At 47.3% G+C, this 8336-nt stretch carries 5 protein-coding genes; 2 read left to right on the top strand and 3 right to left on the bottom strand.

What is annotated here, in order from left to right; translation table 11 throughout:
- Window positions 1-379 precede the first annotated feature (379 nt).
- Together QJ036_RS13895 and QJ036_RS13890 are read right to left on the bottom strand one after the other, a co-directional pair.
- Window positions 380-4654, bottom strand: a complete 4275-nt coding sequence (locus QJ036_RS13895; protein ID WP_283231948.1) for a coiled-coil domain-containing protein — start codon at window positions 4652-4654, stop codon at window positions 380-382.
- Window positions 4651-5253: a TetR/AcrR family transcriptional regulator gene (locus QJ036_RS13890; protein WP_283231947.1), complete on the bottom strand. Its 603-nt coding sequence runs from the start codon at window positions 5251-5253 to the stop codon at window positions 4651-4653. The genes QJ036_RS13895 and QJ036_RS13890 overlap by 4 nt, the downstream gene beginning before the upstream one ends.
- A 359-nt stretch (window positions 5254-5612) precedes the next feature.
- Here QJ036_RS13890 and QJ036_RS13885 point away from each other — a divergent pair, with 359 nt between their 5' ends.
- Window positions 5613-6041, top strand: coding sequence for a CDP-alcohol phosphatidyltransferase family protein (locus QJ036_RS13885; protein WP_283231946.1), 429 nt, complete (start codon window positions 5613-5615; stop codon window positions 6039-6041).
- Between the two features lie 112 nt (window positions 6042-6153).
- Window positions 6154-6351, top strand: a complete 198-nt coding sequence (locus QJ036_RS13880; protein ID WP_283231945.1) for a hypothetical protein — start codon at window positions 6154-6156, stop codon at window positions 6349-6351.
- Between the two features lie 276 nt (window positions 6352-6627).
- Here QJ036_RS13880 and QJ036_RS13875 read toward each other — a convergent pair whose 3' ends face one another.
- The gene (locus QJ036_RS13875) at window positions 6628-8235 is read right to left on the bottom strand and encodes an IS1182 family transposase (RefSeq protein ID WP_283231944.1); all 1608 of its coding nucleotides are present in this window, start codon (window positions 8233-8235) and stop codon (window positions 6628-6630) included.
- Between the last annotated feature and the right edge of the window lie 101 nt (window positions 8236-8336).

The raw sequence follows: 8336 nt of genomic DNA, 5'->3' as shown, positions 1-8336 counted from the left end.
TTCATTCTCAGTTAGAGATTTTCTTTGAAGAACGTCTGGAAGGACATAAATACTAAGACGCACCATATAAATGTTGCTGTTTACAGCTGCATTTATATGGGCGTAACGCAGGGGATCCGGGGGGCGCGCAGCCCCCGTTTCAGGATCTCCCTCTTGACATGTAAAAATCCTGGTTTATCATACAGGTAAGGATTCAGTTGCCTGATCAGGCCCTGAATTCATGTTTCTATTATCAAATCTTATGTCAGTTTTTTGAGTTTACACAGACTTTGAAACGGTCTCCGCCTCCTACTCTATTTCTTTATAGGAAAGACCGTCTGCAGCGTTCGGGGAGTTTTTTACAGCCCCTGATCACATTAAACCGATTTTCCGTTAAGGCTTAAAACCTTGTCAGCAATTTTTTCTTGAGAAGGGCAATCAGCAGTGCGATGTTTCCGACTAAGGAAACAGCGCCAACACTCAGTCCCACAACTGTAATAACTCTTGTGGTGTCCATCTTTTCCTGCTGGGTGCCGTTTACCTTCTCCTGCTCTTCTATCTGCGCCTTTAAGGCTTCAATTTCTTCGCGCAGAGCGTCGATATCCTCCTGATGCTTTACGCCCAGTTCGTCCAGCCGCTGGGACAGGCCGTCAATACTTTTCTGGAGCATATCGTCTGCCAGCTTGTAGGCGGCTTCCAAAGCGGAGTTCAGTGTGGTGATTCTGTTGTTGAGCTGCTCAGCATCTTCCTCCATGGCATTAAGCAGTTCTTTCTTGGCTGTCGCTATATCAGACTCAACCTTTTTAATGGTTGTCTGCAGCGCCTCGTCTGCTTTAAGCATCGTCTGGCCCAAAGCGGCAAGGTTTTCATTAAGGGAGTCGATATCCAACTTCAGGAGATCGTTCGCATTGTTATAAGCGTCCGTCAGGTCGGCGATGGATTGCTCAAGCTCTTCTTTGGTAGCTTCGCGCAGGTTTTCAATTGCGGTGGACAGGTCCTCGTTGACCTTGTCGATTGCTTCCTGCAGAGCACCGTCCGCTTCTTCCATAGTCTTTTCAAGAGCGTCACGTTTATCAGACAGAGAGTCGATATCCGCTTTCAAAAGGGCGTCCGCAGCGAGATATGCCGCCGTCAGGTCGGCGATGGCTGTATCGGTGTCACTGCTCAGATTTTCAATGGCCGCTGTCAGGTCATCATTGACCTTGTCAATGGCATCCTGCAACGCCTCATCTGCTTCTGTCATAGTTTCGCCCAGTGCATCTGCTACTTCGCTCAGCGCCTGATATTTCGTTACAAGGTCGGCAATTTTACCGGCGAGGTCGGTGTCCCCGGCCTTAAGGGCTGTTTCAAGATCGGCGATACTCTTCTTCAGCTCCTGTACCAGAGCATTGACATCCTTGTCGCTCATAACAAACAGGCACAACACTTCGTTGGAGGGCACACCTCTCATATTGGTATTTTCATTATACGGGATAACCGTGAATGTGGCTCCCTGGGTTGTATATCCGCTTACATCAATGGTGATTGAGCGGTCAGTGGAAGAATTGCTGCAAGCCCCGATATAACCGTCATGCTGGTCGTCGTACGCATAGAAATGTGTTGCTGCCATACGTCCCGTGTCTGTTGTGGGAGCGGTAAAGGTCAGGGTGACTGTGCCGTCTGCGTAGGTTGCCTTCAGGTCGTCAACAGGCTGGGGAAGATCCGTCTGATCCTTTACGGCGTAACCCACAAAGGGAACTCCCGGTAACATGTCGGTGGTTTTCCAGCCGATAAGCTTCCAGTTAAAGCCGTAGTTAGTCAGATCGGCGCTGAGGTTCTGAACCGTTCCGGATGTTTCTGTGCTGGTTATGGACGCCTTGGAGAAAGAGTTGCCTTTCAGACGCTCATAACCCGCTGTAACGCCCGCATAGGCGCTGAAAGATCCTACTCCGCCGCCTACCATAACCGTCATGTTTGCAAAGCAGCCCTCGGCAACAGATTTGGTCTTTTCCTCTTCCAGCGTGACGGAATAGGTCTGTGTCTGAGTTCCGCCCGCGTGGGAGAGCTTCATCCATGTGTCGTTGGCGCCCACTTCTGCCTTGCTCAGATCCCATCCGGGGATACCGTTGTATGTATATTTATCGGCACTGCTTGCGTAAGCAAAGGGGTTGCCCTCGTTATTCAGGAAGTACTTTTCTTTCAGCGCATCGGTGATCAAAGCCATTTTGTGTTCTTTTTCAATGTTGCTGTCTATGCTTTCGTCAACCTTTTTGTTATACGCTGTGGCAAGCTCATTGTACTGATCCATGGAAACCGACGTGAGCACGGGGTATTGTGGTGCGGAAACAACAAGTGCGTTTTGGGAAAATTCGATCTTTTTTGTATCCTTATTATAGACGCCCACATCGTAGGCGTAGTAATACATTAAGGTCTGACGCAGGATAACCTGGTTCTGGTCGTTGGCTTCAAAGGTCGTTGTATACGTCTTATCTATACTGCTTACAAACTCCTCGTTCAGTTCGTAAGCCACGCCTGCATCCATACTCGTCTTTACGGGTCCGGCTTCAAATTCCGCGGAGAAGCCCACGTTGTAGGACACCTCAGTCGATGTACCTTCTGTTACGCGGTACCCCTCAGAATAGCTGTACTGGGTGGAGCTGTTGCCGGCTTCCAGCTCGGAAAAATAGGGAGCTGCCTGTAAAAACGCTACGGGAGTGGGGTCCGTGTAGCCATAGGCCTTGCCGGAGTACTTTGCAACGACGGAGTCGCTGCCGACATCTACTCCGCATAATACTATGCCGGCATCACCGCGGGTTACGTCCTTAAAACCACGATACACCGCCTCCCCCGTAAAACCATATTGTCCCATAGGCGTATCAACACCTACGAAATTTGTGAGCTTATCCGTGCCGGTAGCACTATCGTTTCCCCAGTAAATATCCTCTTTGAAATTGTAATCTCCCTCTTTGTTTGCGTCGGTATGGGTTTTATAGCCTACAACAACGGCGATTCCTTCTCTTCCGTTGTCGTTTTCAGCTTTTGGGAAAAAGTTACCGACAGATGCGGAAAGGACAAAAACCTCGTCGACATCATAATCTTTTCCGTCAAGTTTATAGCCGTCTTCCAGATAATAGAACAGATTTTCATGATAGGTCTCATCGCAGTTAACACTTGTGTTTCCTGCCACGGATTGAAGCTCACCGCTGCTGTTCATATAATAGAACCAGCCGCTTAAGAATACATATTCCTTGGTGTGCATGCCGTCCAGCGCCACACATTCCACGGAAAGCTGCTGGAAAAGATACTCATTCTCACGAAGGCTGTCATCCTTTGCGATGTAGCTGGTGCTGTTCCTTGGGAGCTCCCGGATTCCGCCAACGCTTTTCAGCTTACCCGCTCCGCTTGATTCATAGTACGCGTAGGAAACGGGGTTTGCATTTGAGCTGTCATCAACAATCACAACATCGTTTGTCTTGCTTTGGTTTGTAAATCCGGCGGCAATGATTTCATTTTCACCGTCGCCGTCAATATCGCCTACGGCAACGCCGGGGCAGGCAAGGGTCTTTGTCGTAGTACTGTCAACTTTTGTGCCGACAGACGCTTTGTCAATGGATAGGTCGGCGACCGATGAGGTGCCCTTCTTGCCGTAGCCGACGGAAAGCTGGGGAATGCAGGTTTTGTTTTGCACTGTGCCGACATAATCATTGCTTATATCTCCTGTATAAGAGAGTGCGACCAGGTCGTCAATGCCGTCGCCGTTTACATCTTCGCTGGCAAGAGCCATACAAAGCTGATTTTGTAACTGAAAGGATTTTGATAAATCTGAATTTTTATATGCATCGCTTAAGTATGATCCACCGTTTCCGGCATTATCAATGCGTTTATTAGAGAATGCGGAACCTGAATAAGAAACCTCATACAAGCGAAAGCTGTCGTAAATGATAAGGCTGTCGCGGCCGTCGCCGTTATAGTCACCGGCTGTGATCTGAATTACGTTACTGGAGTCTACAATAGTGAGTTCTCCTATCAGATTGCCATATCTTCTTTTGGCGTCTGGTGAAAACTCAATAGGCGATTGCAATACTGCTTTTTTGCTTTCGGCATCGATGATGTACAGGTAAAAAGAGGCGATAGGCCACTTTTTACCAGTGGAATCTGTTTCGGTGCCGTCGTCTTGGAATCCGATAACTGCCACATAATTCTTCTGACCGCAGCCCGTGGGGTCAAACGCGACGCCTCGCGCAAAACGCAATCCGTCAATATCCTCAGTTTCCGGAATCCGCTGATTGGAGTCTGCCACCAGAAAACCATACTCCTTTACACAGTGCATATCGTCCATAATCTTTGCGTTTTTGAGTTCATTTCCCTCTGATACATATTGAAAAAGCTCAAGCTTTTCAAGCATGGTAAACTGCTCACCCTTTTGAGTGCCGTAAGGCGTCAGGGTGTCGTCGCCGAAAGAATCCGGCTCACCAGACTTAGACTGCTCCAGCATGGCGTTAAAAATTTCTTCACCGCTGGCCTTCGTGGAATTGTAGCCCAAGCCTCCGTCGGCATTGGGATACCAGGGCTTGATGATCTGTTCCGTATCATCAGGAGCAATGGGTACTATTTCCATCTCAGCTGATGCGTGCAGCGGAATCATGCCGATCAGCAAAAGGGCGCTGAGTATAATTGCTGCGATTCTTTTTTTCATAATGGTTTTTCCTCCTTTAATGAGCGGTCCTTTTGGGACAAATACATCGCGATCCCTTTCTTTAGAACGCTTAACTGCGCCTGCAGATAGAATTCATCCTCAAACAGCGCATAGTGGACGCTTGCGCGAATTAAAATAAAGATCAAAGGTGTGATAATGTCTTTCGGAATTGCGATTTTGCTTTCCAATTCCGCGGCGTATTCGGAATATCTCCGGTTAACGCCCTGGAAGAAGTCCTTGCCATGGGAAAAATATTTGGGATGGGTGTATACCTGATACATGAGCCGGTATTTCTTTCCGTGCTCTTTTGCCGTCCAGTAGGGTATCTCGTCAATAAACCGCCATACGTCCTCAATATCCGTGGGCGCCTTAGCCATAAAATCATCTTCTACCTTGCTCATGCAATAGGCAGTGGATTGGACGATAAGGTCATCCAAGTCGGTAAAGTATGTATAAAAACTCCCGGAGGTACAGCCGCATGCCTCGGCAAGACCCTTAATGCTTACGGCGCCCAGCCCGTGCTCTGCGTAGCACTCGTAGCATTTTTCCATGATCTCGTTTTTCTTACGCTGAAACTCTTCCTCGTTTCGTACCCGCACATCATCACCTCCCTTCTATTAACTAATCAATTAGTTAATTATAACATGACCTTTTATAAAATGCAAAGCTTATTTTGGGGGAATTGACCTCATTAAGAGGAAAATAGGCGGCTTTTTTGCGTTCGGAAAAATTTTTAAGAAATTTTGAAAAAACACCCCCCAAAATGCTCTTCAATTTCAAACAAATGAAGGGATTAATTCCGAACCACGAAAACGGGAGCCTTTCACTTGCATTTTGACAACTGAATAAATCATTCACCAAGACTTTATTTCTGATGATTTTAGCCACCTTATCGGGTACGCCGGCAGTATATTTCTGAAATTGGTTCTCTGTGAAAATGATTGAAAAGGGACAAAGGATGAAAAAAGAATATTTTAACATTCCCAATCTGATGGGCTACTTCCGGATTTTAATAATTCCGGCATTTTTGTTTTTATACGGCAGGGCGGAGACAAAATGGGAATATTTTGCCGCCTTCTTTGTGCTGGCGCTCTCTTATCTGACTGATTTTCTCGACGGTAAAATTGCCAGAAAATTTCATATGGTCACCGATTTGGGGAAGATGCTGGATCCTATTGCAGATAATCTGACCCAGGGTGCCCTGGCTGTGGCCTGTACATTCCAAAGAGAAGATTTTTATGGAGTAGGAAGCTCCTGTGACCGGGCGACAGTCATCGAGGATAACGGTGAGGCGCTTGAGGAGCGGCTTCGCATGATCGAGCATGCAAAGGACAGTATCTGTATGTCTACCGGCTCAGGAAATATTTTGACAGTATCTGGGAGATGAACATCTGTCGGCCCTGGAATGAGGGAACGTTTGCTGCATGGATCCCCGCTGTCAAGCGGTCGGCACAGGGCCTGGAGGAACTGTATGCATCGATGAAGAGTGAGCATGAAGAATGGTTCTGCCAGACGGATTATTGGAAAAAGACGGTGCCGGTTTTTGCACTACCTGTGGCGATGAGGAATTCAGAAGCATAGACGGTTCGGCAGTGGGCCGCAAATACATACCGGCTATCAGTATTGGTGCGGCTGTGCTGATCATCGGCGGAATCACTTTATTGATAGTTTCTAAAAAGAAAAAGGTCAATCACTAAGCATGAAAAGCGCCGTCCTGGGATGTCATCCGGCAGACAGCTGTCAAAGAAGCTAAGAAATAATTTCCGGCATTGTTGCCTTCGGGTTAAATGGTGGAAATCTATATAGGAGCAAGAATGGGAGTGTTGCAGAATGACCTAAAATCTGAACGATTGTAGGTCAGGAGCAACGCTCCTTCGTTTTTAGCTCAGAAACCCCGGCTCAGATATCATTTTGGGATATCTCGGCCGGGGTTTGGCGTACTTTAATAAACGGTCTGTTTTTCCGCTGTTTTCTTATGCTGTTTTCGTTTCATGGAGATGACTTTGCAGCCGATCACCTTGAATCTTTGCGTGCAGTTTGTTGATGTTGTAGCCCATACACAGCAGAAGAAACTCGATTTTTACATTGATTTTCCCGCAGGTCAGAAATCGGTCGAATCCGTAGTCATGCTTCAACACTCCAAAGGCTCCCTCTACCTGAATCGAGCGGTTCATCCGATAACGGATACCATCCCTGCTCATGATGTTTTTCAGGGATTCTTCCCGCTTTGTAATCAGCACCTTCGACACGTACAGCTGTTTCCCTTTTCGGGATCTGGTACATTTACCTCCAAAATGAGGACAGCCGGTGCAGTCTTCGCAGCGATAGATGTCCTGGCAGGACTCATATCCCGTCACGCTCTTCTTTTTCTTCTTTCCTACGTTCCACAGAATACGGCCATAATCACAGACATAACAGTCTGCTTCTTCCAGATAAGTCATATTTTCACGGCGGCCGATCTCTTTCCTGAAACTGCGCTTTTTCCATTTTTCATAGGTCAATGGCTTGATATACGCTGTTTTCCCTTCTTTTTCCAGCCAGAGATAATTCTCCTCATTTTCATATCCGGCATCTGCGGTGATACTCTCGTATTTATGACACAGCGTCCCTTCTGTGTGGCTCACAAACGGGATCAGGGTATTGGTGTCATTCCGGTCCGGAAACACACCTACTCCCACGATGTATTCGCTGTCTACTCCGATCTGGATATTATAGCCCGGCTTGAGCTGGGCATTCCTCATGTGATCATCTTTCATGTGCATGAAGGTCGCATCCGGATCGGTCTTGGAATAACTGTTCCGTCCCTTAAAGTTTTTCTTATGGGTATCGTAGCGTTTTTGGCGTTCCAGACAATTTTTCACGTATTCCTGGTCCTTCTGGATCCGGTTCTTCCGTTTTCCGCGCCCGTGTACCGGAACGATTCCCTGTGATTGCATCCTTTCTTCCAGACGCTGTGCGGCTGCTTCCAGATCGGAAACCGCTGTTTCCGGTGAGAACGCAAGGTTTTCGATATACTCCTCATTGATCTCAGCTATGCGTCCACTCAGTTGGTTCTGCATTCTTGCCTCATGCTTCCCCACGGCCTTCTTCCAGACAAACGTATATTTATTGGCCCTGGATTCGATCTTTGTTCCGTCCACGAACAGGTTTTTACCGCTGATTTCTCCGGATTTCAAAAGGATTCGGGCCAGCTGGCCGAAGAGATCCTCGCAAACTTCTTTCAGAAAGTGAGTGCGGAATCGGGCGATCGTGCAGTGGTCGGGGGCCTTACTGCCCGCTAAGAGCCACATGAAGTTGATATCGCGGCGGCATGCCTGTTCGATCTTTCTGCTGGAATAGATTCCCTGTGAGTAAGCGTATACCAGGATCTTAAACATTAAACTGGGCTCGACTGCAGGATTTCTCCCTTCGCGGGAGTACGCCTGATAAAGACTGTGATAGTCTAATTCCTCCAATATGTGGCTTAGCAGACGAACCGATTCATCTTCGGGAATCAATCCTTCCAAATTTAATGGAAGAACCAGTTGATAAGTATCTTGAAATTCGGTATAATTTTTATGGTATTTTTTTGTACTTGACATACTTAATTATACCACGGATGCGGGTCCTTTTGGGGCCCGTTTTCTGTTTTCGTACAAAAAAGGAGCTGCTGCTCCGTAGATTATTACTCTACTTTTGCAAC

The organism is Fusibacillus kribbianus, from assembly GCF_030053595.1.
In the GTDB taxonomy this organism is placed as follows: domain Bacteria; phylum Bacillota; class Clostridia; order Lachnospirales; family Lachnospiraceae; genus Lientehia; species Lientehia kribbiana.
This window is presented reverse-complemented; position numbering and strand designations above follow the sequence as displayed.